This is a genomic window from Mucilaginibacter aquatilis (assembly GCF_009755275.1).
Lineage (GTDB): Bacteria > Bacteroidota > Bacteroidia > Sphingobacteriales > Sphingobacteriaceae > Mucilaginibacter > Mucilaginibacter aquatilis.
The window spans coordinates 268,765-294,879 of sequence record NZ_WQLA01000003.1 but is presented as its reverse complement, the minus strand read 5'-3'; the positions used below and the strand labels follow the sequence as shown (position 1 = coordinate 294,879).

At 40.6% G+C, this 26,115-nt stretch carries 18 protein-coding genes; 5 read left to right on the top strand and 13 right to left on the bottom strand.

The features are described from left to right. The first annotated feature begins 19 nt into the window (after positions 1–19). Positions 20–1,144, top strand: a complete 1,125-nt coding sequence (locus tag GO816_RS09030; RefSeq protein WP_157541432.1) for a toxin-antitoxin system YwqK family antitoxin — start codon at positions 20–22, stop codon at positions 1,142–1,144. A 266-nt stretch (positions 1,145–1,410) separates the two neighbouring features. On the opposite strand, the gene GO816_RS09025 is transcribed toward GO816_RS09030, so the two are convergent. The 4 genes from GO816_RS09025 to GO816_RS09010 form a co-directional block, all read right to left on the bottom strand. Beyond that, on the bottom strand, positions 1,411–2,055 hold the full coding sequence (locus GO816_RS09025) for a hypothetical protein (RefSeq protein WP_157541430.1): 645 nt from the start codon (positions 2,053–2,055) through the stop codon (positions 1,411–1,413). 40 nt (positions 2,056–2,095) lie between these two features. Beyond that, a complete protein-coding gene (locus GO816_RS09020; RefSeq protein WP_157541428.1) occupies positions 2,096–2,521 on the bottom strand; it encodes a hypothetical protein in 426 nt (141 codons plus the stop codon). A gap of 183 nt (positions 2,522–2,704) precedes the next feature. Continuing rightward, on the bottom strand, positions 2,705–5,515 hold the full coding sequence (locus GO816_RS09015) for a bifunctional fucokinase/fucose-1-phosphate guanylyltransferase (RefSeq protein WP_157541426.1): 2,811 nt from the start codon (positions 5,513–5,515) through the stop codon (positions 2,705–2,707). Between the two features lie 73 nt (positions 5,516–5,588). Beyond that, positions 5,589–6,950: a sigma-54-dependent transcriptional regulator gene (locus GO816_RS09010; protein WP_157541424.1), complete on the bottom strand. Its 1,362-nt coding sequence runs from the start codon at positions 6,948–6,950 to the stop codon at positions 5,589–5,591. Between the two features lie 11 nt (positions 6,951–6,961). On the opposite strand from GO816_RS09010, the gene GO816_RS09005 reads away from it, so the two are divergent. After that, on the top strand, positions 6,962–7,108 hold the full coding sequence (locus GO816_RS09005; protein ID WP_157541422.1) for a hypothetical protein: 147 nt from the start codon (positions 6,962–6,964) through the stop codon (positions 7,106–7,108). A 58-nt stretch (positions 7,109–7,166) separates the two neighbouring features. On the opposite strand, the gene GO816_RS09000 is transcribed toward GO816_RS09005, so the two are convergent. From GO816_RS09000 to GO816_RS08985, 4 genes are all read right to left on the bottom strand, one after another. Beyond that, complete coding sequence (locus tag GO816_RS09000; RefSeq protein WP_157541420.1) at positions 7,167–9,839, bottom strand: MGH1-like glycoside hydrolase domain-containing protein; 2,673 nt, start codon at positions 9,837–9,839, stop codon at positions 7,167–7,169. Positions 9,840–10,139: 300 nt separating this feature from the next. Then, the gene (locus GO816_RS08995) at positions 10,140–11,711 is read right to left on the bottom strand and encodes a family 43 glycosylhydrolase (protein ID WP_157541418.1); all 1,572 of its coding nucleotides are present in this window, start codon (positions 11,709–11,711) and stop codon (positions 10,140–10,142) included. Between the two features lie 328 nt (positions 11,712–12,039). After that, positions 12,040–13,242, bottom strand: coding sequence for a Gfo/Idh/MocA family protein (locus GO816_RS08990; RefSeq protein WP_157541416.1), 1,203 nt, complete (start codon positions 13,240–13,242; stop codon positions 12,040–12,042). Further along, the gene (locus GO816_RS08985) at positions 13,243–14,286 is read right to left on the bottom strand and encodes an FAD:protein FMN transferase (protein ID WP_157541415.1); all 1,044 of its coding nucleotides are present in this window, start codon (positions 14,284–14,286) and stop codon (positions 13,243–13,245) included. It lies immediately after the preceding gene. A 288-nt stretch (positions 14,287–14,574) separates the two neighbouring features. On the opposite strand from GO816_RS08985, the gene GO816_RS08980 reads away from it, so the two are divergent. Continuing rightward, the gene (locus GO816_RS08980; protein ID WP_157541413.1) at positions 14,575–17,763 is read left to right on the top strand and encodes a ligand-binding sensor domain-containing protein; all 3,189 of its coding nucleotides are present in this window, start codon (positions 14,575–14,577) and stop codon (positions 17,761–17,763) included. Between the two features lies 1 nt (position 17,764). Further along, positions 17,765–18,577: a response regulator transcription factor gene (locus tag GO816_RS08975; RefSeq protein ID WP_157541411.1), complete on the top strand. Its 813-nt coding sequence runs from the start codon at positions 17,765–17,767 to the stop codon at positions 18,575–18,577. Between the two features lie 283 nt (positions 18,578–18,860). Here the strand turns inward: GO816_RS08975 and GO816_RS08970 are convergent, their stop codons facing one another. From GO816_RS08970 to GO816_RS08955, 4 genes are read right to left on the bottom strand one after another with little or no spacing between them, the layout of a single operon-like run. Next, the gene (locus GO816_RS08970) at positions 18,861–19,613 is read right to left on the bottom strand and encodes a 3-keto-disaccharide hydrolase (protein ID WP_157541409.1); all 753 of its coding nucleotides are present in this window, start codon (positions 19,611–19,613) and stop codon (positions 18,861–18,863) included. An 18-nt stretch (positions 19,614–19,631) separates the two neighbouring features. Beyond that, on the bottom strand, positions 19,632–20,480 hold the full coding sequence (locus GO816_RS08965) for a sugar phosphate isomerase/epimerase family protein (RefSeq protein ID WP_198171463.1): 849 nt from the start codon (positions 20,478–20,480) through the stop codon (positions 19,632–19,634). 37 nt (positions 20,481–20,517) lie between these two features. After that, entirely contained in the window at positions 20,518–21,555 is a 1,038-nt protein-coding gene (locus GO816_RS08960) for a DUF6807 domain-containing protein (protein WP_157541405.1), read from the bottom strand. Positions 21,556–21,560: 5 nt separating this feature from the next. Further along, positions 21,561–22,916: a Gfo/Idh/MocA family protein gene (locus GO816_RS08955; protein WP_157541403.1), complete on the bottom strand. Its 1,356-nt coding sequence runs from the start codon at positions 22,914–22,916 to the stop codon at positions 21,561–21,563. A 305-nt stretch (positions 22,917–23,221) separates the two neighbouring features. Here GO816_RS08955 and GO816_RS08950 point away from each other — a divergent pair, with 305 nt between their 5' ends. Beyond that, the gene (locus GO816_RS08950; RefSeq protein WP_157541401.1) at positions 23,222–24,145 is read left to right on the top strand and encodes a glycoside hydrolase family 43 protein; all 924 of its coding nucleotides are present in this window, start codon (positions 23,222–23,224) and stop codon (positions 24,143–24,145) included. A 115-nt stretch (positions 24,146–24,260) separates the two neighbouring features. Here GO816_RS08950 and GO816_RS08945 read toward each other — a convergent pair whose 3' ends face one another. Next, the gene (locus GO816_RS08945; RefSeq protein ID WP_157541399.1) at positions 24,261–26,114 is read right to left on the bottom strand and encodes a RagB/SusD family nutrient uptake outer membrane protein; all 1,854 of its coding nucleotides are present in this window, start codon (positions 26,112–26,114) and stop codon (positions 24,261–24,263) included. Between the last annotated feature and the right edge of the window lies 1 nt (position 26,115).

Genomic DNA, 26,115 nt, shown 5'->3' with positions numbered 1-26,115 from the left:
ATAAGAAACACAATAACGTATGGCAAATCGTTTCAAACCGTTGTTATCCATTCCTTTCATTATTTGCCTTACGGTATTGATGGTAAACGATTTTTATTTGAAAGAAACATATCACAACACTTTTACAGGCAAGCTATCTGACATTTGCGGCTTGTTTATCTTTCCTATATTTTGGTCGGCTGTATTTACGCGGCATCGCTTGGTTGTCTTCCTTTTAACCGGATTACTATTTATCTATTGGAAGAGCGAATACTCATCTGGCTTTATCCATTTTTTTAGCACTTACTTTTTCACCATTCAACGAGTGGTTGATTATACAGACCTCATTGCACTACCAGTTTTATTATTGGCTTGGCTTCGTATTAGTGATGCACCAAAAAAGGTTGATGCTTACAGCGTTTTTAAAAATGTAAGTCCTTATCCTCTGGCCGCCCTTACCATATTTGCATTTTGTGCCACTAGTCGACCAACCTATATACAAAAGTTTGATCAGCCGGAGTACGTACTATTTAAAGCAACTGCTTTGCCCGATTCAGGCGTTTTTGGAGAAGATTTTGGGTTTTACAAGTTCGACTCTTTGGTTGTGGTGCAGGTAAATAGTTTATACTCCCACAACCGCCCGGCTACGGATGATGATTACAATAAAAATATGGTGATAAGAGATCTTGAATTGCAGGTGATAGACATGTTACCCGGCACGAAAAGTTTGGTACACCACAACCAGCAAACGAGATTGACTATCAATACACCGCAAGGTAACGACCATGTGCAATTTAAAGGCAGCCGCTTACACGGACGTTTTTTAAGGGAAGCAAATGGAAAAACCATTATTGAAGGAACTTACAAGTCGGGTTTAGAAGATTCAATCTGGACGTTTACATCTCCTGAGAACAAGACAGTAACCAAAATAACTTTTATAAACGGCGAACGAACCTTAGTTCGGAAGTTTCACGGTAAAACGCTTACGTCATCAAACAGCATAAATACACGTGCAGATGTTAAACGAAACAAGATTATACAAATAGCAATATTGGCTTTATTGATGATAGTGACCATTAGCCAAATTGTGAAAAGCTATCGTAAAAAATCTAACGACTGTATTGAGGTATCATCATCCTGGAAATGGTTAGCAAGCTTTCTTTAACCTGTAATTGTTTGGATGTTTCAAGCCTTGATAACACACTTGCTAAGCAACTATCAGTATGATTTGCTGATGATTCCTTTTATGATTTTTGTGATTTATGTTGTAACCTGCCCATTGTTCTTCATTATAATATTCTGGATTAAGCTAAAACGCAAGGTTGATATTTTATGGTATTGCTTAACATTTGCACTTGCCATAAGCATATGGGTTGAATACGGAATATTGATCAATCTATCAGCCTAGTTTTATATTGTGTGACTTGAAAATTACCCGGCGAATAGTATCTTATCAAATTTTAAATACTTCTCATCTGTCACCTTAAAAAAGTAAATGATTGCCGACTCGCTTTCGCTAACATCATCACCATTTTCAGCTGCTGAACCACTGTACGTAACCGATAGTTGCAATGTAGCTGTGGGTTTGTCATAGTTAGCTATCATACAAATTTTTTGATCGCCATACTTAATTGAAGGCGTAGTATACTCACCATTTTGGTATAGTTGCTGGGTTTTTACTTTTAAAATGCTTTTGACAAAGGCTTCGTTAAAAAGTTTGTCGTGATATTTATCCAAATCTTTAGCTGTAAATGTAGCAGGATAGTTTTGCGGGCGTTTCGTTTCATCTAAATTGTCATTAACAGCAACCCAAATTTGCGTTGTATCTGCCACAACCGGGAAATTGAAATAGGTTTTCATTTTTGCAACATCCTTTTGATAAACCGATGTCCTGAAATTCTTGAAATCATCAAGCCAGTTGTTGACTGTTGCGTAGCTTTGTTGAGCCGCAACCTTTGGCTTAATATCAGATATTTTGTCAGCCTCCTTTGCTTCAGGCTTGTTCTGAACGCATGAATTTAACACAATCAAAACGCACAGTGATAGTAACAGACTTTTGTAATTTATGAGCTTCATATATTGTAGATGAGTATTTAGAAATTCCCGACTAGCTAGTTTAAAAGAAAATGTCTATATAATCTGTTGTTTCACCATCACAGTTTAGCATTTGCTGCATGCGCCAGTACTTACGCTTACCAGATGCCTTGAATACAGCCAGTCCATTCCTTTCACACGGCTCACCGTTATTAACGTAAGATATTTTAGAAACAATTTTACCGTTAAACTTTAGTTCCCGCCCCTTCGCTAAAAATGTGCCTTTAATTGTGACATAATCTTTAGTCTTACTATCCCGCTGTTCTCCTTCAATACTGTACTCATCTTTACCAATAGGCTTAATGATGACTGAACCTGGTTCATTATATTTTTCGAACGTTATAAATTGAATTGTGAATGCATGTTTACCAGCTCTTACCGGCAAAGTTTGGGAAACCGCCGTCAGCTTAAACATAAACAAAACGGCAAAAAACATCAAAAATCTCATTAGCTACATTGATAATTATTCAGTTTAACGTGTAAAAAGGCCTCTTGTTTAATAATTTAAAGCACCAACAATAACTCCAATTAAGTAGAAATGTGCCAAACTAATAATCGGCGTTGATAGGACTAGTTTGATAGCTTTAAACAAAAAACGCCTTCAGTGATACTGAAGGCGTTCTTAAATTCATTAACTCCTGGAAACTTTAAACCCATCGGCAGAAACCGACCAGTCAACAAATCTTGCCCGCTTGTTAGTTGGGTTAGCATTTAACGTAGCTTTTATACGCATAGCTGCTTCAGCATCCTTTGCAAACATTAGCATGTAACCTCCGCCGCCTGCACCTAGTAGCTTGCAGCTTACCAGGTAATCGGCAACACGGTCAATAATTGCTTGCGTTTCAGGGGTGTTGGTTCCGCTATCCAGGCGCTGGTTAAGCTTCCAGCTTTTACCAATTGCTAAGGCTACATCATCCATGTTCCCATACTGAAACGCTTCGTAAGTCTTTAGCGCATGATGATTCATCTCCTCCAAAATACGCAGGTACTGGTTGCCATTTAAAAACATACCTTTCACAATTTCTGCAAGTATATTTTTTGCCATGCGCGTAATTCCGGTATAGTACAATAATACGGTTGATGCACTAGCCGGATCAGAAAAGATATGATCAGGCGCCCACCTTACCGTTGGTTGCTGTATTATCCCGGGCTTGCTTTCCAATAGTTTTATGCCGCCAAATACACCGCCATACTGGTCTTGCCACCCGCCACCTGTGGTAAGCATTTGCTCAAGCATCAGCGTGCGCGAGCATATGGTATATTTATCCCATTTCAGGTTACAAAAATCGCTCAAAGTGCCGAAAACTGTACTTGCCAGTATAGAACTTGTACCCAAGCCTGATCCTTTTGGTATGGCGGCCAATAGGGTTAATTCAATGCCGCAACCAAATGCCTCCAATTGCTCTTGAAGTGATGTATAATTGACGGCCGAAAAATCAGGGTAAAAGCCGGCCAAACATAAAGCCGCTTTGGGTATACTAAAGGCAGAACCAATTGCCGTATAATTTTTTAATTCATCAAAAGAAGTAACGTCTTCCTTTACACCCAAGTCAATCGACCTTAAGGTAATGCCGAAATTTTCCGAAGGTTTAATAAATACTTGCAAAGGTGGCTGTCCGTTTAGTTCAACTGCAAGGTTAAGTACTTTACCACCGTTTATCAAACAATTGGGAGGCGTATCGGTCCATCCTCCTGCCAAATCAAGCCTTACCGGGCTGCGGCCCCATACAATTTGGTCAGACATTACGTTCAACCGTGGTTCAGCCAAATTGGTCTTTGCTGTTTCAACTATTGTTTCGGCCAGTAAACTGAAGGCCCTTCCCTCATGTGCTTTTGCCTGAGTTAGCTTTTCGTCAACGCCCGACTTAGCCAAAACTTCACTTCTGAACATTTGATCGTGCAAGCGTGTCAGCAACGGTGCATCCTGTCCTAGTTCGGGTGGCAGGCTTAATTCGGCCTTATTGTATATGGTGGCAGCGTGCTTTAAATCGAGCTGGTAAAAAACCGAACGTTTCCAATTACCGGCAATAGCCGCCATATTTGATTTTAAATATTCATTACGCTGTGCATATTGCCTGAATAAGTTTACTTCGTTAGCAAGATTAGCAGCGCTAATAAGCCTTCTCTCGCTACCAATATAGCTAAACGGATTATCAATTAAATTTTGAACAACCGCTTCCGTCAACTCGTCAGATTTAAATATTTCATATACCGGCTCATTAAACCAGTCATCAGTGCTAAATTGATGATTTGCATTAACACCGCGCTTAGGCAACTGCGGGTTGAAGAAGTCATAAATGCGTACACACCAATCATCGCTATCACCAACAGGTATAAAATCAATACATGTTTGAGCCGGTAAATTTATTCGCCAGTCATTTTGCGGAACGCCGGTTATAATGTGCTTGTTATCCACAACCCATCTAGACCCAACCCAGCTATTTTCAATCCATATGTGGCTGTTTTTGCTCTGCAATTCAATTTTGGTAATTGCATTTAATGTAAATAAATCAGGCGTAGGCTTAATTTTGTTCTGCCATATTTCCTCCTGATTTTTTACCAGGCCTTGAAGTTTACTTGTAGATTCAATCAGTTCGGCACTATTTCCAAAGTGATAAAATTCACCTTTTGGCAAGGGCACAACAGCTACGGTCAATTCATTAATAGCTTCATCAACCAACGTTGGGTTTTTACCAAGCGCCTGCCCAAAAGTGGTGTACATATCGTAAAACGATGGGGCATCATTGGCAAAACTTTGTGATGCCTCGTCCCACCCACAACGCTCAAAAATGAGTTTAAGGGCTTTAGGTTTAAATAGCCATATACCTATATCGATGTAAAAAAGATGATCGGGCTGCAACTCCTGCAATCTTTCGGGCGATGGCTTTTGCAAAGTAAAAGCAAGTTCATGAGGTGATGTTTTTTCTGAAAAGAACACACCAAAGTTGGACGCCTTTTCGGCCTGTTCCCACAACCCAAAACATACAACATCTGCATCAGGTATTTCGGGTAATGCACCTTCAGTACGTATAAGCACATCTCCGCTTGCAACCAGGTGATTAAGTCCTGCTGGAGCGTTATTCAAAATATCTTCAAAAAGCGGTATTTGAAGGTCAATAAGCGATTGATCTATTTGCTGGCCACGTTTCCATTTAAAAATGGGCATGGGCGTAAAAACCTTACCTACCGCTGCATAAGCAGGTGCCCTGCGGCTTTGTCCGCCGGCATGTATAATAAGACGGCTATCTTTTTCAAGCCAGGTATTTAAATCTGTTGTGCCAGCCTCCTGTTTAAAGGCCTCATTTAATAAGTTTACTGTTCCTCCCCCTGAGCCAACCTTGCCGGAAGCAGGATCGGTACAAAAAAAATAATTCTTATCAGCAAAATAACTGTCGCCAAAATTTTTGAAAGATGGAGGAATAGTAAGCAGCTTTTTTAACATTGTAGATGCGAGTATAGTTGTGCTGCAAGATAGGAACTAAAACGCTTAATTAGCTTAAAAAAACAACCGAAACTTAGCCCAGTTTAAAATGCTCAAGCTTACGGTAAAGCGTTGTAAGCCCTATATTCAATAGCCTGGCAGCTTCTGTTTTGTTTCCCTGGGTGTAATTAAGCACTTTCAGTATATGTAATCTTTCTATAGTTTCCAAATCAAAAGAAGTATCTGAAACATTACCATGTCTGAATTCTACAGGTAATAAGCTGACATCAATAAGCTCATTGTCATCTGCCAGAATAAGCACCCGTTCGATAGTATTTTTAAGTTCACGAATATTTCCTTTCCAGCGATGGCCAACCAGAGCGCTCATGAATTCACTGCTCATGCCTTTCACGTGTTTTCCCATTTTCTGCGAAAATTCGTTTAAATAATGCGTTGCCAAAATTTCTATATCGCCCTTACGTTCATTTAGTGATGGCAGATGTAAGGTAAATACCGATAACCTGTAAAACAAATCCATACGGAAACGACCTTCATCAGCCTCATTTTGAAGGTTGCGGTTAGTGGCAGCTACAATGCGTACATTGACTTTAGTGGTTTGTGTATCTCCCACTTTTATGAAGGTTTGACTTTCAAGCACGCGCAACAGTTTTGCCTGTAAGTCAAGACTCATTTCACCGAGTTCGTCTAAAAAAATGGTACCGCCGTTCGCTTCTTCAAATAGTCCGCGCTTATCTTTAACAGCACCTGTAAAAGCGCCGGCTTTATACCCAAATAGCTCACTCTCTAGCAAATCATGCGGAAAGCTGCTACAGTTAACAGCTACAAAAGGCTTGTTACGCCGCGTGCTTTCTTCATGAATGGCTCCAGCGAATACCTCTTTACCGGTACCTGTTTCGCCAAGCAGCAAAACGGTTGTATCGGTCACGGCCACCTTTTTGGCCATATTAACTACATCCTGTATTGCTTTTGAGTTGCCTAAAATACCTGAGAAACCAAAGCGTTCATTTAACCGCTTTTGCAGATTCAATACACGCATTTGAAGTTGCGCCTTATCGGCTGCTTTAAATACGAGTGGAATAATTTTGTCGTTATCATCGCCTTTGGTAAGGTAATCAAAACCACCGTTTTTAATTGCCTTAACTCCATCACCAATGGTGCCGTAAGCCGTAAGACTTATCACCTCTACATAAGGTTTTAACTCCTTAATATTTGCAACAAGGTCTACCCCGTTTACATCAGGGAGTTTAACATCGCTTATCACTACATGAATGTCTTCGGCCTTTAAAACCTTCAATCCATCTTTACCTGTGTGAGCTTGGTAAACTTTGAACCCTTCTAACTCTAAAATGCGCGCAATAAGCCCTGCCAACTTTTTTTCATCATCAATTACAAGTACGTTGGCAGTAGCAGGACTGTGCTTATCAGAAGAATTCATGTAATAAAATTATGCGTGACCAGACAATTGAGCGATATCCTATCCCATCATTGCCTTATACCGCAAAGGTAATATTTTACCACATCGTTGGTTATCTTTCGATATACTCCACATCTAACCTCGAAAAACGACATTGCCAGTTTTCTAACGTGGGCTAGCTATCAAAAATTTTCTTAAAATTCAGTCACCACTTTTATCCCAATTGCAGCTCACATTCTAAACCTTCTTTATTACTTGAATGCTAAACTTACCTTTCGACTGAGTTGTAATTTTTAAAATGTACAAGCCATTGGCAACTTTGGTCAAATTAATTGGCTGGTTATTACAGGTGGCTTTGTATTCAAAATTTTCATTAAGGCATAGGAGCATTGCGGCACCGTTATTTGAGGCGTTATCAAATAATTGAAACTCTCCATTGTAGCCGTCATTATTAGCACCTAAACGTTGCTTAATGCACCACAAGTTAAAGCCGTGGGTGATTGTGCCGGGTTTGTACAATGCATTATACCAATTAATAACCGGCGATGACAAAGCGCCAAACTGGTGCCACCCACCGCCATTACCCGTTTCTACACCAAAGTTTTCCCAGCAGTTGTAGGTATCATCTGTTTCTCTCTTCCAAACATTTAAAGCGGTGTTAGCTATTTGCAGTGCACGCTCCGGCTCATTTAAATCAAACATGGTTTTCCATAAAAACCATTGGTGAGGCATCCATACCCTGCCGTTCCAATAACCGTCTTTATTGTAATATGGTGAAGACTGATCAATTGCTGTTATCCCCTGGTCTGTCCATAATTTACCATTTGTGAATAAGTTGGCCAACAGCTTGGCTTGTTGCTGCGGTGTACAGATACCAGCAATAAGAGGTGAACATCCATCCAGGCCCATATTATAATTTACTCCTGTATCGTGCTTTAAAATGCCGATTGCTTTTCCGTTGGCATCGTGGTTTACATAACCAAAGTAACCCGACGTTTCATCCCATGAATTTTGTTGCAAGGCATTAGTGTACACTTTGATATCTTCATCATAAATAGCTATATCCTGCTTATAGCCAAGCTGCCATGCAGCTGCTTTGAGTAATTTGGCAAAGCGTATTTGGTGTGCGGTGTTAATAACCGGAGCAATGAACTTTTCCAGCTTTTTGTGATGCGTGTATACCTGCGGACTATAATCGTCCCAACCACCCGAGTTGTAAAATATATCCCACGTTTGTATCATGCCGCTTTTTAAGCGGTGTGTTGGTGAGTTTTCGGCACCTGCTAAAAAGCTGTAGTAGCGTTTTAAACGCGGATAAAAATACTTGAGGTACTCCAGGTTCTGAGTTTTATCCCAAAGCTCATTAAACAGGTAAGCCTGCACAGGCAACGGCGTACCATGTTCTAAAAATGCCGATTGCTCTTCCTCACCCATGGTGTAAGCGTTAAGGCTTTCCAACGCCCTCCCTAAATTAATGTTGGTGTAACCTAAGCCAATAAATCCCGAATCCCAAGTGTAAAATGAACTCCAGCGCTTACCGGGAGTAGTATGTTTAAAATATTTGTTACCGGCAAAAACAGGATAGTTAAGGTTCGTTAACACCGTGGCAGCCATTAATTGCTGACTAAACGAGAAAGGCTTACCACCTTGATTTACCTGTGGCAAGGCGGCCTCGTTTTTACGTTTTGTATAAGCTGTTTCAAAAGATGCCCATTGGCTATTGAAGGACTTAAGTTTTTCAACCACCTGATCTTTCGTACTACCAGATACTACAATGAAGTTTTTAGACAGCGTTTGCCCCGGCTTCACTACAATAGGTGTTATGAACACGTTGTCGAAATAGCCTTTACCATTACCGTTTATACGGCCTCCGTTAAGTCTTGCATGGCCGGCTTTTACGAGGTTGTCAAACTTAGCAAGTGCTTCATCCGGACTTTGATCAAGTATGGTTCGCCTATCGGCGGTGGTGTCTTGCCAAAGTATGCCATAGTACTCCTCAATGTCATTATACTTAAGTATTGCACCGTTATGAAGTACTTTCGTAATTTCAGGCTTTAAATTCAACTCTTCATTTTGAAATTTTACGGACGGTACGTCATCGTTATCCACTAAAGCAAAGCCATCTAAAAAAATTGAACCGTCGCCAATGGTATTCAACAAAAAAGACAAAAATTTGCCTTTCAAATCATCAACATTCAAAGCTAATTGAGTATAATTAGTAGTTGGTTTAAAAGCCAGTACTTTTGCCCTTCGGCCATTTACTACCGCCTGTAGTCTGGCATCTTTGCTACCGTTATTTTTATACCTGATAATGATAACTCCATTTTTTGAATGCCTTAAGTTACTTAAGTTGTAATTGATGATTTGCCCGGCAATTTTGCTTGTTTGTATAGCCGTGCCGCTTACAGCGTTCTCGTCGGTAACCTGGCCACGTAGTTGCCCGTTATATATCAAATTATAGTTAGCCGGTTTCACAGAATCGGTAAAGCTTATGTAACTCGCCGCCTCTTGCCAACTAGTACCTTCAGGCAGTATAGCTTTTACCTTTTTGTTATACGGATAGCTAATAGTGCTAAAAAGATTGAGTGCCAAACTGCGGTTGCTTTGGGTATTATTTACAAATTCGGCTTTAATTAAACGGCTTTGCTTATCAATTTCACTGAATGAAACATCGCAATACACCCTGTCTTTCCATTCAAGTTCATACCTGTAAGAAAAATAAGAAAGCGTAGGCGAAGCTTGCCACGGATGGTAGCCCGACTCGCGTTGTGTGCTGGCAAGCGCAATATTATTTCGCAGATAAAATGAGGGCTGAACAATTACATCAAATCTTATCCCATTGTTACGTGCGGGAACGTGGCTTATACCATTATAATTGGTTGAGTAAGGCCCCCAAGCGGGTAAGGCCATATCATGAGTATTTTGCAGGCTTTGGGTAAAGCCTTTCTCCCAGGTTTTGTAAATTCTATCAGATGGTTGGGCTGATAATCGCCCTGCAAAAAGGCAATTTATAGTGATTAATATAATTAGGCTCGCGAGTTTTACTATTTTGAAACGGGTATAAATCATGCGTAATGAATAGGGATGTATTAGCGTAGCTCTAAACTACTTGTGCAAGGTAGTACTTAAGAACAATAAGCCGATATTGCTACCGGCTTATTGAATTTTTGATGTAATGAGGTTGTTGGTTTGGTATTTTATTAGTACTTTTTACTCACCTATTGGTACGGCAAGTTTGGTACTGTTGGCTACCGCGGTTCCAAAGTTTGCAGAACCATCTGCGTTCCAGGTTAATTTTTGCATACGTGGGCGCCTTTCGCCATTAGATGTATTAGCAACATTACGTGCATGATAAATAAACCAGTTTTCGGTTTTAGCAACGCCATCAGGATCAGTATAGCTGCTAGTGAAAAAGCCATTATGGCCCGGGCCATAAACCCCATTGGCATCATTGCGTACAAAAACCTGTTTTTTATTAATCCAATCAGAACCAATCAACGGATTGCCGCCAGATTTTAATTGAATTTGAGCCAGACAGTAGTTATCGCTGCTGTAGCGGCTGCCTGAATAAATAATAAACACAGGGCTGCTGGCATCTTTTTGCAAAGCAATTGGCCCCTCGTTTACACCGGCGCCAAGGTTGCCGCTTGGCTCATAACGTTCCCAATTATTAGTTGGCGATGATATAAGCACCCTGCTGCCAGTGATAGTCCATGGGTTTGACATTTGCGCAATGTATAAATACTGCTTGTATTTGGTTGAAGAGTTTTCCCAGCCCGACCAAACAAAGTAATTGGTTGAGCCAATGGTTAAAACCGTTCCGTCAATAGCCCATTGGTCTGTGGTATCAAATATTCTTCCTTTAAAAGTCCAGGTACCTGTAGTTGGATCCGAACTGGAATTTTCCAACACAAACATATGGTGGCTATCAGCAACATTAGGGTCGGCTGCGGCAAAATAAATGTACCACTTGCCCGACAGGAAAAACAATTCAGGGGCCCATATACTTCCTGAGTGATCGGTGCCTGATGGCGGAGTCCAAACTGTAGTCTCCGGCGCTATTGCCAGTAGCGACATATCAGCTGTTTTTGTAATTGATATGCGGTTCCCTTTGGTAGATAAGAAATAATAAAAGCCATCCTTTTGGGCAACGAACGGATCGGGGCGGCCGTTGTTATTTACAGGATTATTAAACTCAAGATTATGGAATTCAAACCTGTCCTGCGTTCCACTCACCGTACTTTTTTGCCTTATTTTTGAACCTGGTGTACTGCTATCGGGATCAATAACCATTTTCATTCCGGTGGCCTTGTTGGTTAAGGTAAAGTTGTTACCCGTACCGGTGTAAGCAATTGCCCATCGCTGAGAATCGGTTCCGTTATCGGTGCCCTGTTGCAAAATATCGCCGGATGTTGATGACGGCGACTTAAGACACTTTCCGCTGGTGAGGTTAACCAGTTTATAATAAGTGGCATCTGTTTTAATTAAGCGCCATTTTTGTCCGTTGTTTGGAAACCACGACCATTGTTGAATTTGCTGGTTTTCGGCAGTTGAATTTCCTGTAACTTCCATAGCCGGTCCACCTGCTATGGAGGCAAGCCCCCGTATGCGGTAAACCGCGCTGTCAACCAATGTACCAAACGGCGGGGCCGCATTAATTTTGTAAGCGGTTTGTTCGGCAGACATAGCTTCAGCATCAGTGCTCAGCCTTTCTTTTAGGCAAGCAACAGATAGCAAGGTAGCGCCAGCAAGCGTTAAAGTAAACATTTTGTTTCTCATCATTTTACTGAATTTAGGTTTACATATAATTGGTTAAAAACTTACATATCAATCCCCTGCGCCATACGCCTTTTATTCGAACAGCTGCAATGAGAAAAGTAATTTGTAACGCTTTGGAAATTCTATCTCTTGTTAGGGCAAAGAGATGCTTATAGGTTTATTGCTGTTAATAATCCAAAGTAAACGATAAGTAACAGTAAGTTTTTCTCAACCTTTTGTCGATTTGTATCAAAACGTTTTAAGTTGAATCAAGTAAAAACAGATCGCAAAAGAAAAGCCGGGGCCGGTTTTACAACCTAGCTCCGGCTTATAAGAAAACGTATGCTCCGTTTTATGCCTTTACGTTATAATCATCTTTCCAGTGTACAATTTCATTGTTGTACAATGCCTGGTTTGCTAAATGAACACATATGGCAGTTTTAGCTCCGGTATATATATTTGAATCCGGTAACTCTCCGGTACCAATTTTTTCGTAAAAATCATTCAGGGCATACCAAGTACCATCGCGGGTAGGCTCAGGTAAAATCGGCGTTCCACCCTCTTTAGCCCAGGTAATGCGGGTGGCACCGGTTACGCCATCAACAACACCTTTTTCTTTGAGTAAACTTTGTTCAGGGTAAAACATTCCCTGGTCTGTTAGCAATGATACCGTTCCTTTGGTACCTTTTATTTTAAACAGGTAACCATCTCTGCTATTTCCACAAGTAGCTCCGAAATTTCCAATCAGGTTTTTGTCGGGATAGCGTAGCGTTACCTGCACGTTGTCAAATGTTTCGCGTCCGTCTTTGAAAACATCAATGCCCCCGGTTGCCATAAATTCAGAAGGATGGGTATCAAATGCCCAGTTTATAAAGTCAATTTGATGCGAAAGCAATTCGGCCACTAAACCACCAGAATACTCTTTGTACATCCGCCAGTTAATTTGCCTTTCTAAAGAAGGATCGGGCACCGGCCGGCGCCAATTAGCATTGCGGTCCCAACGGCAATCAACCTGACTGATTTGTCCTAAGTAGCCCTTTTCAATCATTTCCTTCACCTTGTAGTAAAGAGGTGAATAACGATACTGGTGACCAACCTGCACCACCTGCTTTGGATGATTTTTTACCAGCTTGAGTAAATCCAACGCCTGACGCACGTTATACGTCATGGTTTTTTCAAGATACAGATGCTTGTTTGCCTTAAGCGAATCAACGGCAACCGGGTAGTGCATGTTAAGCGGCACTGCAATTACAACGGCGTCAACATCCTTGTTTTCCAGCAGCTGCTTATGATTTGTGTATTGCTTGTAAACGGTTTGCTTGGCAAACTTTTGAGCCTCTTTAAGCCGCATATCAAGCACATCACAAATGGCAACGGTTTTAAACTTATCAGGAAACTGATCAATTACGCGCATGATTCCCTTTCCCCTGTCTCCACAACCAATGATGCCAATTTTTATAACGCCGTTTGCCGGCTTGGCTAACAATTGCCCGTTGCTAAGTAATAAGCCACCGGCAACAAGCCCCGAATTTTTTAAAAACGTTCTCCTTATCATCTATTCTGTAATCGTCATTATGTTAAAACCTTTTGTTGTAGTATCGGCAATTGAGCCGTTTGCTTGCTTATAAATGATGTAAGCGCCAATATCTGTTCTATCTTTTAAATATTTCAATGTTTGTGTAAGTCCCATGAGCATGAATCCATTGTCAAAGCCATCGGCTGTAATAGCATCGCCTGCGCAAACTGTTACGCTTATCATTTTATTACTTACCGGATAGCCCGTTTTAGGATTTATCAAATGAGAAATTTCCTTTCCGTTTGCTTCAACATGCTTACGGTAGGTACCTGATGTGGTAATTGCACCTTGTTTTAAAGAGACAATCTTCGGCATTGGTTGAGGGTCAAAATCATTTACATTAACAGACTCAATTCCGATTTGAAATAAATCGCCGTCGGCTTTGGTGCCTTTAACACGCAGCTCTCCTCCTATTTCAATCATGTAGTTGTAGATGCCCTTTTGCTCCAGTAATTCCGCTAATAAATCAGCAGAATATCCCTGGGCAATGCCGTTAAGATCTATTTGTACCTCCGGACGTTTTTTTGACAGATAATTGCCAACAAGTTTGAGGTTGCTCATTCCTACATACTTTTTGAGTTTAGCAATAACGGCTGAGTCTGGCTTTACGGTATTCTTAACAGCACCAAATCCCCACGCATCAACAAGTGGCTTAACGGTTATGTCAACCATTCCGTCAGTTTGCCTGTTGATTTTTATAGCTCTACTAATTAACACTTTAAATAAAGTATCAATATAAACACCTTTAGGTGATGTATTGAACTTGTTAATGAGAGATGCAGGCCGGTATAACGATACAGATTTATCAAGCTCCTCAAGCAAGCTGTCGGTTTGCTGTTTGTTTACCTTAGTGTCTGCAGCATAGTAAATTATGTTGTAGGTAGTCCCCTGCGCGTAGCCGTGTATTTCATACTCGTTAAGCTCAGGTTTGTAAGTAAACCCAAAACAAAGCCCGGCAGCAAATAATATTATTATTGCAACTTGATGATTACAAAAAAACTTACCTATCAGTAATCGGCTCATTTATATATATGATGAAACAACAAATGTTGTTGCCCGCTAAACTTGGTTTATGTAATGGTTTACAGGTTGTAAATATAAATTTAATCGAAACTAAAATCTACTTTTAGTGGTGCGGCGAGCTATTCATTTTTTTGTCGATTTGTCTCAATATGCCGGGTGTAGTTTGCTAAAAAGTTGCTTTAACCTATTATAGGGCAACTATTGGCCGGCTGTTGAAAAAGCAGGCAATCAGCAATGGTGTAAAGCTATTGTTACATCAACGTTTTTAATATATTTGGGCTACTGATTATGCGCCTGTTCCTTCGTGCGGCTTGTGTTGTGGTTTTATTAATTGGAGCGGCTTTCGCCTGCTTCGGGCAATCTTATTATTTCAAACATTACCAGGTGGATGATGGCTTATCGCACAACGCGGTGACATCAATTTTACAAGATAGTAAGGGCCTAATGTGGATTGGAACACGCGGCGGCTTAAACCGATTTGACGGTTACACCTTTAAGCTTATAAAAAATAAAAAAAACAAGCTTGGCAACCTCGGCAATAACGTAATTACTGCTATTAAGGAAGACCGCAAAGGAATGCTGTGGATTGGCACCGGCAAAGGCATTTTTAAATATGACCCTTATAAGGAAGTGCTGACATCGCTTGATGCCGCGCCTCAATCATACATCAGAAGTTTATTGATTGATCTTAATGGCAACCTTTGGTTCCTGGCCGACTATTCTCTTTTTAAATACAATCAGCAAAAAAACAAGGTTGAAGACGTATCTATAACGGGAACTTGCACAGCGGTTGATAAGCACAATAATATATTACTTGGCACTAACGACGGTGAAATCATTACCTACTCACCCACTAGCAAAAAGGTTGATCATATACGCGCTGTTGACCAGAGCATACAAGCTAAATTGCGTTCAATAAATAAAATTTATCCGCTTGAAGACGGACGAATCCTCATAGGATGCTTTAAACAAGGACTTAAAATATTTGACCCTGCTACGAGGTTTACACACTCAATTGCTTTAAGGGAAAAGAATGATGCTGAAATTTACGTGCGCGACATTACATCAGCCTCAGATAGTGATTATTGGATAGCAACGGAATCAGGAATTTTCATTTACAATATGCTCACTAATAAAAGCTTTAACGTTCGTAAAAGCTCCGAAGACCCATATGCTATTGCTGATAACGCCGTTTACGCCGTTTGTAAAGATAATCAGGGTGGTATGTGGGCAGGTACCTACTTTGGTGGGCTAAACTATTATTCCAAAGAAAATGCACGATTTCAAAAATACTATCCGCAGGTAAAAACAAATTCCATTTCAGGTGATGCTATACGTGAAATAAGGCCCGATAATAATGGAAGTTTATGGATTGCGACCGAAGATGCAGGACTAAATAAACTAGATTTAAAAACCGGCAAATTTTCAAACTTTACGTCAACTGGTAATACAGCAGACCTGTCTTACCCCAACATTCACGGCTTACTCTCAATTGGAAACGAGTTGCTGATAGGTCCATTTTTTCATGGAATGGAAATAATGGACACCAAAACCGGGAAAATAACCAGCCGCTTTAAATACGTTGGTGATAAAGATGACAATGCAAGTGACTTTATACTTTGTATGCACCTAACCAGGGATAGTACTATTTTAATTGGAACGGCTTACAACGGCTCGGGGCTGTTTACCTATAACCGCAAGCAAAAAACATTTTCACGCATAAAGCAGATACCATATGACTCGTATGTGTTTCATATAGCTGAAGATAACAAAGGCAATATATGGACGGGCAGCGTTTCACAAGGTGCCTTTTATTACAACCCTAAAACAGGCAAAACTGATAACATACGCTTTGGCACCAAAGTAAACAACAAGTATATAAACGAGGTGGCTGTGCATTATATAATGCAAGACAGCAACGGCAACATGTGGTTTGCCACAGAAGGTGCCGGATTAATCAAAGCAAGTCCTGATTTAAAAACCTTTAAAAGGTTTACCACCACGCAGGGAATGCCTACAAACGTAATATTTTGCATGCTTGAAGACGGCAATAAAAACCTTTGGGTAAGCACACTTAGAGGACTCACTTGCCTGAACCTTAAAACGGAAAATTTCAAAACGTACACGCAATCTAACGGATTGATTACTGACCAGTTTAACTATAATTCAGCTTATAAAGATCCATCTGGAAAAATGTATTTCGGTTCGGTTAAGGGAATGATTGCTTTTAACCCGGCTGAATTTGCACACAAGGATGCCAGTCCACCTACTTATATTACCGGTTTTCAAATAAATAATAAGGAAATTGTACCTAACGATAAAAGCAAAACCCTTACGCGGTCAATTCTTTACACCGATACTATCACGTTAAATCATAACCAAAGCAACTTTAGTATCGAGTTCGCAGCGTTAAATTATAATTCACCGCAGGTTACACGCTACAAATACTTTATGGCTGGCCTCGATAGGCAGTGGACTTATCTTAACAGTAACCGTAAGGCTTACTTTACCGATTTATCGGCAGGTGATTATACCTTCCATGTTCAGGCCGAAAGCAACGTAGGCAGCTGGGTTGGTAAAGAACGCCGCATATTTATAAAAGTATTACCACCTTTTTGGAAGAGTAATACGGCTTATGCATTATACATATTAGCTACTTTTATAAGTTTCTATCTTGCCATCAGGTACTATCACCAATACCTCGAACGCAAAAACCACCGCAAAATTCAGCTGTTTGAACATGAAAAGGAAAAAGAAATTTACCAAGCTAAAATTGAATTTTTTACCAATATAGCCCACGAAATTCAAACGCCCCTAACCCTTATTGTTGGCCCTGTTGAATGGCTGGTAAAAAAGGCTGAGGAACAGCCTGCTATTAAAAAAAGCCTGCTGTTGATAGAAAAGAATGCAAAGCGGCTAACAGAACTTACTGCACAATTGCTTGATTTCCGTAAAACAGAAATGAACCAGTTTGGACTCAACTTTGTGAATACCGATATAAGCAAGCTCCTTAAAGAGCAGCTGATTATTTTTAAGCCTGAAGCCCTGAAAGGCAACATTTCCTTAGAAATTAATATACCTAAACAACCCGCCATTGCATTTGTAGACAGAGAGGCATTGGTAAAGATTTTAACTAACTTAATTTCAAACGCTATAAAATATGCTGCAGCAAAAGCTACGGTAACTTTAAATACTATTGATGCGAATGATGAACATTTTACTATTTGGTTTAGTAATGATGGCAAGGGTATACCGGCAGACTTGACCGAAAAGGTATTTGAGCCGTTTTTTAGAGTGCGCGGACATGAAAAGCCTGGTACAGGTATAGGTCTGTCTTTGGCACGATCACTTGCCGAATTGCATAACGGCTCTTTAAAACTGATAAAAGGCAAAAGCAATATTACTGTTTTTGAGTTGACACTACCTGTGCACCAAAAGTTTGAATTCAATTTAAGTAGCTGGAAAAAGATTAAATGATATGAGCGACACTATTTTAATAATTGACGATAACGTGGATATTCTGGAATTTTTGTCTGAAGTTTTGAGCGATACGTACACCCTACATCTGGCCCCTAACGGTGAAGTTGCACAAAGTATACTGGCAACAGAGATGATTAGCCTCATTATATCTGACATTATGATGCCGGGCATTGATGGATTTGAACTTTGCAGGCTTGTAAAATCTAATGTTGATTACTGTCATATCCCTATTATCCTATTAACATCTAAAAACACTTACAGTGCTCATATTGAAGGCCTTGAAGTTGGTGCCGACGCTTATATTCAAAAACCATTTTCACCAGAATTGTTACAGCACCAGATTGCTAATCTGTTAAAAAACAGATTGAAGATCAAGGACCACTTTGCAAGTTCGCCGTTTGAAGACGTAAGGGTTATGGCACATTCAAAAACGGATGAGGCATTTTTGAAGAAGCTTGACGAATACATCAGGAAAAACCTAAAGGATACGAATATGGATATTGATAAACTATCAGACCATATGAACATGAGCCGCCCTACTTTTTACCGTAAGGTGAAATCTATATCGTCATTATCGCCCAAAGAACTAATTGACCTAACACGACTTAAGAAGGCTGCCAAATTGATTGCTCAGAATGAATTTACGTTATTTGAGATAGCTAAGTCTGTTGGGTACAGTTCACAAAGCTTGTTTACACGTAATTTCCAAAAATATTTTAAGGTAACCCCGCTTGAATACATTAACTCTTTAAAAGCCAATTTGCCAACCGAGGGATTGAGCGATCAGGTAAAATCATTTATGGATAAATAAAAAAAAAGCAATATAGATATATAGCTGCCTTGATTTGGATTTCTGATTAGTGCTTATGGTTTAAGCAATGTGCTTGTAAACCCCTCTACTCAGTCATCACCGGTATAAGGTATCAACCTCACTATCCACCTGTAAACAGAGCAAAAATTAGATTTACTAGTTTAGTTGATTAAGAATGTTCTGTACATTAAAAGTTGAATAATTTTAAACAAAAAGAGTTGCCAGCTTGCCCGGCAACTCTTAAAGCCAAAGCCTTTTAAAGGGCTTTGTTTTGAACATTAATTTATTTCAACTCTTTAATTTTGATGTTACGATAGCTCACCTCGTTGCCATGATCCTGTAACAAGATGTGCCCTTTAGGTGCTTCACCAAAGTTTTTCCAAATTTTGTGCTTGCTCATTTGAACCAGTTTCCTGAAATCTTCCGAACCACGTTCATATTCAAGTACCTTAACGCCGTTTAACCAATGCTCAACATGATTGTTAGGGTAAACTATTACTTTACCTGTGTTCCATTCACCAATAGGTTTGGTTGCACCTTTTTTATCAGAGGTTTTCAAGTCATAAAGTGATGCCAATGTGCGGTTTCCGTCTCTTCCTAACTTGGCATCCGGATGAACTTCATCATCTAAAACCTGGTACTCCAAACCAATTGCCGATGCGTTTGAGTTTTCTTGCAGTGTTACAAAGTACTTTACACCACTATTAGCACCACGTGTAAGTTTAAAGTCAAAGCTTAATTCAAATGCACCGTATTCTCCGGTCGTAACAATATCTCCCGCATTTTTTGATTCGGCACCATTGGAGGCTTGGATAGTAAGTGTACCATCTTTTATAATCCAGCCATTTGTACCAGTTGGAAAGGTTTCCGCCTTGGCACTTCGCCAGCCTTTACTTGATTTTCCGTCAAATAGTAACTTCCAACCTTGTTTTTTCTCTTTCGACGACAGGGTGTTAGTCTGCGCGTTTGTAGTGCCGCCAAGGGCAACCAACAAACCCGCGCAAATTGATAATTTATAAAGCCATTTAAAATTCATAGCAATTTTTAGTGTTTGTTATTTTTTTAAAGTATTCAGATATTTTATGCTTTGCGGCACCTGCTCAACTGAAGCACTGCTTTCGTCTTCAATATAATAATGCTTAACCCCAGCCTTGCGCGCCGCTTTAATAACGGCAGGTATATTAATTTGCCCCGTGCCCAGTACCACGTCATTATTTTGATCGGTACCACCTGAGTTGTTACCAGCTACACCTCTCTTTAAATCTTTTAAATGCAATGCAACGTAACGCGACGGGTATGTTTCAAGCAGCTTGGCAGGATCCTGACCAGGAAAAAATGCCCATAATATATCAAGTTCAAAGCTTACATATTTGGGGTTGGTGTTGTTTACAATGTAATCGTAAAGCGTTTTGTCTTCATACGGTTCAAATTCAAAACCGTGATTATGGTATATAAAAGTAAGCTCATAATTATCCGCCAATATTTTACCAACCCTATTAAATTCGCTAACTGCGTTTTTTGCGTTATCTAAAGTAAAGCTACCTTTAGCATGTGGTATATTGGCTATCCTTATGAATTTTGCGCCAAGCACTTTGGCTGTTTGAGCAACCTCATTGGTTTTGGTTGTAATGGTTTCCCAGTTTACACCATACGATGAACATTTCAAGCCGCGCTCATCCAGCATCCGTTTTAAATCCTCAGGCTTTTGCCCAAACAAGTTCGAGAACTCAATATCGGTTATACCGTTTCCCTTAATCATATCAAGTGTTGACGGAACATCCTTTGCAAACAGGTTTCGGTAGGTAAATGATACAATGCCAGGTGCTTCAGGAAATAACAGCTTTTTTGATTGCCCTACAGCAGTATTGACCGTTCCAAAAGATACAAGTATGAAACCGATCATGAGGAGAGTATATCTTACGTTTAACATATTTCGTCTATTATTTGCCAAAGGTGTTAGCCATTTTATTAATTTGTTCCGGCTTAAGTGTTTTACTATCGTTATTGATAACTACACGGTATTTGAACGTTGCCGACTCATTAGGTTTAAGCGTTAATTTCTTTTCAGATTTTCCGTTGGTAAAAACCTTCTCCCCTAGCGGATTAGCTGCGAACAAGCCATATCCCCGGGCATGCCAAAATGTTGGATAATTTGGATTTTGCGGATGATCAATGATAGCAACGCTTACCGAATCGGCACCCATTTTACCGTATACTTTGCACCAAACACCACGGCTGCTCCACGCTGCATCGCCAACTTTACCTTCACTTGTAAGGTAATTGCCGGTTGGCACTTTGTCTGTTCCGCCTTTTATTACAGTTACAATGCCTTTGTTGTCGGTAAACTTCTCGTCTTTAGTGGTTGGCATTTGCAACTCGTGCGCAAGGCGTAAGCCCAACATGCCATCTTTCACATCGCTAAATAAAGCCTGCTGTACAGCTGTCAAAGTGGTTATTCTATCAATTACACGCTGGTTTTTATCACCGCTGAATTCAAAGCGTGTATTCTCCTTTAGTATAACATCACCAGCTTGGTTGGTCCAGTCAGCGGTATAGGCTAAAATACCTTTTGTGCCACTTTTTGCCTCGGTAATTTGCTGAGTTTTGATCCAACCATACTGACTTTTCCTGGCAGCAGGAATGGCGTAAGAGTTATTCCAGAAATCTAACCCGTTAACGTTTTCATAGTTAAACCATAAACCAATATGATGCGGATGATCTGTAGGATCTCCCGGTTTTGGATTAAGCGGAAAACCGCGTGTAATTTCAGCGCCCGATGCGGTTCTTATCGGGTACAAAAAGGGTTTTTCCAAGGTATCTGGATACATGAAAGTAGTGAAGGGTTTTCCGCCAACCAATACTTCAACCTTCTTTTGCTTGTCGTTACGCTTAATGGCAACAGTTTCAACTTGTGCTAAAGCACTTGTAGAAACAATCAATGCTGCTGCTAAGCCACTTAACACCTTAAACTTTGCCATATTGCTTAGTATTTAAATACTTTACCGTTAACCTCAACTTCCTGTGCTTTTTCATCGAAAGTGGCTTTTGAGCCGGTATGAGCTGCAGCGGTGGTCATGATGTTGGCAATACTGTGATAGTAGCCAGCTTCAACCGGTGCATTAGGCTGCTTGCGGCTGCGCACACATTCCATCCAGTTACGCACGTGATTCGATGTCAGCCTATCGCCGCCAGTATTAGCCGACGCCACAACCTGTTCGCTATTGTCAAGGCTTAACTCGGGCAACAAATTTGCCGACATGTTCATAGCTGCAGCTGATCTTTGAGTTAATCCGCCTTTAGGGGATATTTTGTTGGTGATCAAATTCAACTCGCCACCATTTGAATAATATATTTCGGCCGGATGCTCATCTCCGTTATGCATGCGTGAGCCAAACGTAACCTGAAATCCTTTGGTCATATCATCCTCAGGCCCGTAATCAAATGCAGCCATAATGGTATCCCAGTTACGGCGTCCATCTTTCCATTGGTAAATACCACCATTGGCAACTACGCTTCGCGGATGTTTTAAACCGGTAAACCAATGCACGGTGTCAATTTGGTGGCTCATCCACTGCCCCGGCAAGCCTGAAGAATAAGGCCAGAATAAACGATACTCAAGGTATATACGCGGATCAAACTTTTCAAACGGACGGTTCATGATAAAGCGTTTCCAGTCGGTATCCTGCTCCTTTAATTGTGTAAGTAATTCAGGGCGGCGCCAGCGTCCGGGCTGGTTTACGTTCCAGGTAAGCTCTACCATAGTTATCGGGCCAAACTTCCCTGATTTAATGAAGTCATTAGCTGCATGGTAATTAGAACCGCTTCGCCTTTGCGAGCCTATCTGCACTATTTTCCCGGTTTCCTTAACAGCCTTTAATGCTGCCTTATTGTCTTCCATGGTTTCGGCAAAAGGCTTTTCAACGTAAGCATCACAACCGGCTCTAACTGCTTCAATAGTATGCAAGGCGTGTTGAAAATCGGCAGTGCCTATAAATACAGCATCAACCATTTTGCTGTTATATAACTCATCATTGTTACGGAAGGCTTTGACGTCGTTTTGCATTTTTTGCTTCCACATGGCTGCACCTTCTTCGCGTCGCTTATTCCATATATCAGATACTGCAACCACCTCGAAATTCAGTTCCTTGCAATGATTCATAAAACAAGGCATATGTGAACTACGATGACGATCTGAAAAGCCTACTACACCTACTCTAACCCTATCGTTAGCGCCGATAATACGTTTGTAGCTTTTGGCGCTCCAACCCGTTTTGCTAAGCATTACACCTGCGCCGGCTAATGACGCCTGCCTGATAAAATTACGACGAGACTTTTCCATCTGTTAATTTGGTAGTTAAAATGTATTGGACAGTATAATTGGTTAACCGGTTTACCCGGCATCGAAATCAAATATCGTTGATATTACTGAATTATACTGCACAGCAAAGCATGTAAAAACGCTTGCATCATAAAAATTACAATTCGACTGAATTGACTATCAAGTACTTAAAACTGATCTGATACCGCTTTAACATTTTAATTTGAGACAAAACGACTAAAAAATGAACAAACGACCGGTAAGATATTCTTGTAGCTTTAGGACGTATTCACATTACTTTAGAATCTTTCCTTAAACGAAATCTAATGAAGCGACTAATATTCAGCATAATACTAATTTATACATCACTTTGTGCTTTAGCACAAGGCGACAGCATTACCTTGGCTGACCCAACCATATTTAAGGATGCAGACACTTATTATTTATATGGTACAGGCAAAGCAAACGGCTTTGGAGTTTACACATCTACCGACTTAAAATCCTGGAAACTTAATGAGTTAAATGCGTTGACCAAAGGTGAAAGCTTTGGTACATCGGGCTTTTGGGCTCCGCAGGTATTTAAACATCAAAATAAATATTACATGGCCTATACGGCAAACGAGCAAATAGCCATTGCAGAAGCCAGCAGCGCTATGGGGCCTTTTAAGCAACAGCAATTAAAACACATTACTTTATCGGGCAAACACATTGACCCTTTTGTGTTTAAAGACACCAATGGCGACTTCTACTTGTATTTTGTAAGGCTCACAAACGGCAACCGAATTTATATGGCCCGTTTAAATAATAACCTTACAGATATTGATAGCACTACACTAAAACCTTGCATTGCAGCTACCGAGATATGGGAAAACACTGCAAATTCGAATTGGCCGGTTACTGAAGGACCAACCGTTGTAAAGATCAAGAACCGATACTACATGTTTTACTCTGCTAACGATTTCAGAAATATTGACTACGCAGTTGGCTATGCTACCGCCCCTTCGCCATTAGGTCCTTGGAAAAAATATAAAGGCAACCCTTTAATAAGCCGTAGAATTACTAACCAAAATGGAAGCGGCCATGGCGATATCTTTAAAGGTAATGATGATAAGTGGTACTACGTGTTTCACGCGCACAATACCAATAGCAAGGTGGGCCCACGTAAAACAGCTTTAATTAAGCTTAAGCTAACTGTTGATGGTAATTTTGAGACTGTACCATCCAGTCTACGTTATCTTAAAAATCAATAAATTTTAAGCTTGTCCATAAGCAATTTCTAGATTCCTACTTGACGTTAAAATAAATAAACGAGCCTTCGAATGAAGGCTCGTTTTAAAAATAATATAACAGACAAACGCGAAGCTTCTACCAACCGTAGTTTTGTACCAGGTTAGGATCCTTATCAATTTCTGTTTGTGGTATAGGCATCAGGTAATGCTTATCTTCAAAATTACGGGTTTGAATAACCACCGGTTTGTAAAACACCGCAACGCCCGCAGCTTCACTGGTAACGTTTAATCCGGTTGCGGCCAGCTCAGCAGCAGACGGACGGGCATTAAGAGTGTGCACCTCCCCCTTATCTACGGTTTTAGCAATAAGCCAGCGCCTTACATCCCAAAAACGGTGACTTTCAAATGCAAGTTCAACGCGGCGCTCGTTTTGTATACGTTTACGCATACCGTTTTTAGTTTGATCATCGGCCAAAATTGGCAGTGCCGGCATGGAAACACGGGCCCGCACCATATTAATGTATTGATAAACGCTTTGATCAGGTGCTTCTAAATATTCGTTCATGGCCTCAGCGTAATTTAAATATACCTCTGCCAACCTGAATAATGGAAAGTTTCGTGTTCCGGTACCGGTGTTTGCGTTTCTGTCATAATCGGGCGATAAAAACTTGCGCACATTATACCCTAAAGGGTTTGTACCCGATTTGCCGGTTGCCCACCCATCTGTTTGGCCGTTACCTGAACCGAACCACGCCAGTCTTACCGGCCTTTTCATAGCATCAAAACGCCATACGGTATATTGGAAAAATATGGATGCATAAAAACGCGGGTCGCGGTCTTTGTACATATTTGATATGTTAGTTACGTTTTGAAACTTAAGTCCGTCCCATAACTGTCCACTCCAGGTACCGGTATTGTTGTACCCCGAACCCTGGGCCGTAATAGGATAGCCATTCTTCATTTCATAAGTATCAATAAATTGTTGCAGTGGGGTGTACTTGCCGCTACCTTTAAAAGGCGCACCGTTAGGCAACTGGTTGGCATCAACGGTTACGCTATTACCCATAATACGCGGAAGTATAGTTTCGGTATAATCGCGGGTGTAAAATTGGGCAGCGTAATTTTGCACCGGGTTATTAGGATAGGGGCTGTACAAACTGTAAGTGCCTAAATCAATCACAGCCTTTGCTGCGTCGGCAGCCTTTTTCCATTTCTCCCTGTCGTACACTGCGCTGAATAATGCCTTGCCATCTTTATTTCTTATGTTGCTGTACAAAGGGTTGCCGTTAAACAGCGGACTTGCATTATAAAGCAGTGTTCTTGCCTTTAAGCTTAATGCCGCTCCTTTAGTAATACGCCCTGTTTGAGCGGCTTCCTGCGTTGGCGGCAATGCATCGGCAATTGCATCACATTCTGATGTTATAAAACCTACTACTTCATCAACAGAATTTCTGGATACCTGGGTATCTTCCAGGTTATCGGGGTTTACGTCTTTGGCACTTGTAAGTATAGGTACAGCACCATAGCGCTTAAACAATTCAAAATAAAACATAGCGCGTAAAAACCTTGCTTCGGCTTTATAACGCGGTTTCCAAATTTCGTAGTAGCTGGCCCGGTTAAGTGGTATTGGCACATTGTCTATTCTATCAATAAATATATTAGCGCGCCTAATATCCTGATACCGGCCAGACCAATTGCCCAGTGGGTTGTCATTAGTACTCCAGCTACCTAAGTTATACTTATAAGCGTTTATAGCCTCACCATTATCAAACCAATGGTGATACGTTTCGTCGGTACAGGCTGTGTAATAGGCGGTCATTTCATCGGGCAGCGCATTATACATGCGGGCCAGTGCCTGCTCAGTAAGGTTGATGTTATTGTATACGTCGTCCGCGCTTGAATATTCGGCGGGTACAACGTCAAGATATTTTTGGCAGGAAACGCTACCTGCAAGCATGGCTGCAAATAATAAGATCGTAGTTTTTTTCATA

Bases quoted from the DNA above. Each gene is read 5' to 3' on its own strand.
- GO816_RS09030 (WP_157541432.1), top strand. From the start codon at position 20: ATGGCAAATCGTTTCAAACCGTTGTTATCCATTCCTTTCATTATTTGC.
- GO816_RS09025 (WP_157541430.1), bottom strand. From the start codon at position 2,055: ATGAAGCTCATAAATTACAAAAGTCTGTTACTATCACTGTGCGTTTTG.
- GO816_RS09020 (WP_157541428.1), bottom strand. From the start codon at position 2,521: ATGAGATTTTTGATGTTTTTTGCCGTTTTGTTTATGTTTAAGCTGACG.
- GO816_RS09015 (WP_157541426.1), bottom strand. From the start codon at position 5,515: ATGTTAAAAAAGCTGCTTACTATTCCTCCATCTTTCAAAAATTTTGGC.
- GO816_RS09010 (WP_157541424.1), bottom strand. From the start codon at position 6,950: ATGAATTCTTCTGATAAGCACAGTCCTGCTACTGCCAACGTACTTGTA.
- GO816_RS09005 (WP_157541422.1), top strand. From the start codon at position 6,962: ATGCGTGACCAGACAATTGAGCGATATCCTATCCCATCATTGCCTTAT.
- GO816_RS09000 (WP_157541420.1), bottom strand. From the start codon at position 9,839: ATGGCCTTACCCGCTTGGGGGCCTTACTCAACCAATTATAATGGTATA.
- GO816_RS08995 (WP_157541418.1), bottom strand. From the start codon at position 11,711: ATGATGAGAAACAAAATGTTTACTTTAACGCTTGCTGGCGCTACCTTG.
- GO816_RS08990 (WP_157541416.1), bottom strand. From the start codon at position 13,242: ATGATAAGGAGAACGTTTTTAAAAAATTCGGGGCTTGTTGCCGGTGGC.
- GO816_RS08985 (WP_157541415.1), bottom strand. From the start codon at position 14,286: ATGAGCCGATTACTGATAGGTAAGTTTTTTTGTAATCATCAAGTTGCA.
- GO816_RS08980 (WP_157541413.1), top strand. From the start codon at position 14,575: ATGCGCCTGTTCCTTCGTGCGGCTTGTGTTGTGGTTTTATTAATTGGA.
- GO816_RS08975 (WP_157541411.1), top strand. From the start codon at position 17,765: ATGAGCGACACTATTTTAATAATTGACGATAACGTGGATATTCTGGAA.
- GO816_RS08970 (WP_157541409.1), bottom strand. From the start codon at position 19,613: ATGAATTTTAAATGGCTTTATAAATTATCAATTTGCGCGGGTTTGTTG.
- GO816_RS08965 (WP_198171463.1), bottom strand. From the start codon at position 20,480: ATGATCGGTTTCATACTTGTATCTTTTGGAACGGTCAATACTGCTGTA.
- GO816_RS08960 (WP_157541405.1), bottom strand. From the start codon at position 21,555: ATGGCAAAGTTTAAGGTGTTAAGTGGCTTAGCAGCAGCATTGATTGTT.
- GO816_RS08955 (WP_157541403.1), bottom strand. From the start codon at position 22,916: ATGGAAAAGTCTCGTCGTAATTTTATCAGGCAGGCGTCATTAGCCGGC.
- GO816_RS08950 (WP_157541401.1), top strand. From the start codon at position 23,222: ATGAAGCGACTAATATTCAGCATAATACTAATTTATACATCACTTTGT.
- GO816_RS08945 (WP_157541399.1), bottom strand. From the start codon at position 26,114: ATGAAAAAAACTACGATCTTATTATTTGCAGCCATGCTTGCAGGTAGC.